This window comes from bacterium, assembly GCA_024224155.1.
Classification (GTDB): Bacteria; Acidobacteriota; Thermoanaerobaculia; order Multivoradales; family JAHEKO01; genus CALZIK01.
This window is the reverse complement of the sequence record JAAENP010000507.1, coordinates 1-1,270: the sequence shown is the minus strand read 5'-3', so window position 1 is coordinate 1,270 and position 1,270 is coordinate 1. Positions and strand designations below refer to the sequence as shown.

Below are 1,270 nucleotides of genomic sequence, written 5' to 3'. Positions count from 1 at the left end.
GACTCTACTAGAGCTTTGGGGAATTTCACCAACCTATCGCCGTCATCTACATCCGCGCCCACATCCCTCAAGATTTTTCGACCCAGAGGTGTCTCGACCCGGACACCCGTATTCTCAAGGAGATTAAGCGATTCCTCATGCACCCGATGACGTTCTTCATCGGATAAGACTCTGTACAAAGTTTTCATTATCCTAGCTCCTCGGTGATTTCGGCGGGAACCTCAGCCGGGAGAGCGCCGCGGACTTGGGCTCCACCCTCCTGGAGCAAGGCTCGGGCCTCGCTGTCTTCGACACGAATTCCGACATCGTTCAAGACTTCGATCGCCTGGTCGATAATGCGATCGATCGCCTCGTTAGCGAAGAGCTCCAGTCTCGGCCGCAACGTGTCATGCATGATGCGTCTCCTTGTTTCGGGTCCGGCGGTGGTCGCAGTCGAGCAGGCCGCATCGGGCGCAGACCTTCCAGGCCTCTTCGGGCTCTCTCGAAATCGAATCGAAGCGGACGGCGAAGCTCACGGACTTCTGGGGAACCATCATCCCCCTGTCCGTCAGCGAGATGCCGAGCTCGTGGGTCGGCAAGGTCGAAAGCAATTCGCTCTGTCTGCCGACGTTCCAGCTCCCGTAGCCTGGGCTGATCCGGGGTTTGGCGAATCGTCCGTTTGCGAAAGCATGCGAGCAGATCGCTCGGTTGAGGGCATCGGCGGTCGCTTCGGCCGCCGCCGAGCCCAGGGCATCGAGAACCAGGGAATCCAGGGCCCCTCCCTGTTGCCCGCGAAGCAGTGCTTCGTCCTCGAGCTCGACTCCGATGGTGCAGGCCGCGAGAGCGACTTCGTCCTCAGCTCCGGGAACGCCGAGGCTCTCGGCCCGATCGGCCTGGACGATGACGAATCCACCTCGGGGATGCAGCAGCTCGAGGCCCTGCTGCCAGAGACGCTCGATCCTCGGTGCCAGGTGAGCCCTGGGTTCGGCGCCGCGGCGGTAGCCCAGTCGCCTCGTCACTTCGTCCGGATCGACCGCGATCTCGAGATCTCGAAAGATCATCTTTGGGATGAGATCTCGAGGGCTAGCCGGGTAGCCTGGAGGTGAGGGGGCTCGGTACCGCAACAACCGCCTACCAGGCGCGCTCCCTGCTCGACAAGGCGAGCGAGCCCGGCCGCGAAGTCGGAAGGCTGGGTATCGTAGTGCACTCCCGCGGTTCTCACGATGGGCTCGCCGGCATTGGGCTGCGCCACGATCGGGACCTCGACGCTCTGCACAGCCTGCGCGACGAG

4 protein-coding genes are annotated in these 1,270 nt (G+C 62.5%); all 4 read right to left on the bottom strand.

Features of this window, described 5'->3' with window-relative positions:
* The coding region (locus GY769_23895; GenBank protein MCP4204963.1) for a trimethylamine methyltransferase at window positions 1-188 on the bottom strand (188 nt) is incomplete at its 3' end.
* Entirely contained in the window at window positions 188-394 is a 207-nt protein-coding gene (locus tag GY769_23890; GenBank protein MCP4204962.1) for a hypothetical protein, read from the bottom strand. The genes GY769_23895 and GY769_23890, both read right to left, overlap by 1 nt.
* Window positions 387-1,040: a hypothetical protein gene (locus GY769_23885; protein MCP4204961.1), complete on the bottom strand. Its 654-nt coding sequence runs from the start codon at window positions 1,038-1,040 to the stop codon at window positions 387-389. Before GY769_23885 ends, GY769_23890 begins: the two co-directional genes overlap by 8 nt.
* The coding region (locus GY769_23880) for a bifunctional homocysteine S-methyltransferase/methylenetetrahydrofolate reductase (protein ID MCP4204960.1) at window positions 1,037-1,270 on the bottom strand (234 nt) is incomplete at its 5' end. The genes GY769_23885 and GY769_23880, both read right to left, overlap by 4 nt.

Bases quoted from the DNA above. Each gene is read 5' to 3' on its own strand.
- GY769_23890 (MCP4204962.1), bottom strand. From the start codon at position 394: ATGCATGACACGTTGCGGCCGAGACTGGAGCTCTTCGCTAACGAGGCG.
- GY769_23885 (MCP4204961.1), bottom strand. From the start codon at position 1,040: ATGATCTTTCGAGATCTCGAGATCGCGGTCGATCCGGACGAAGTGACG.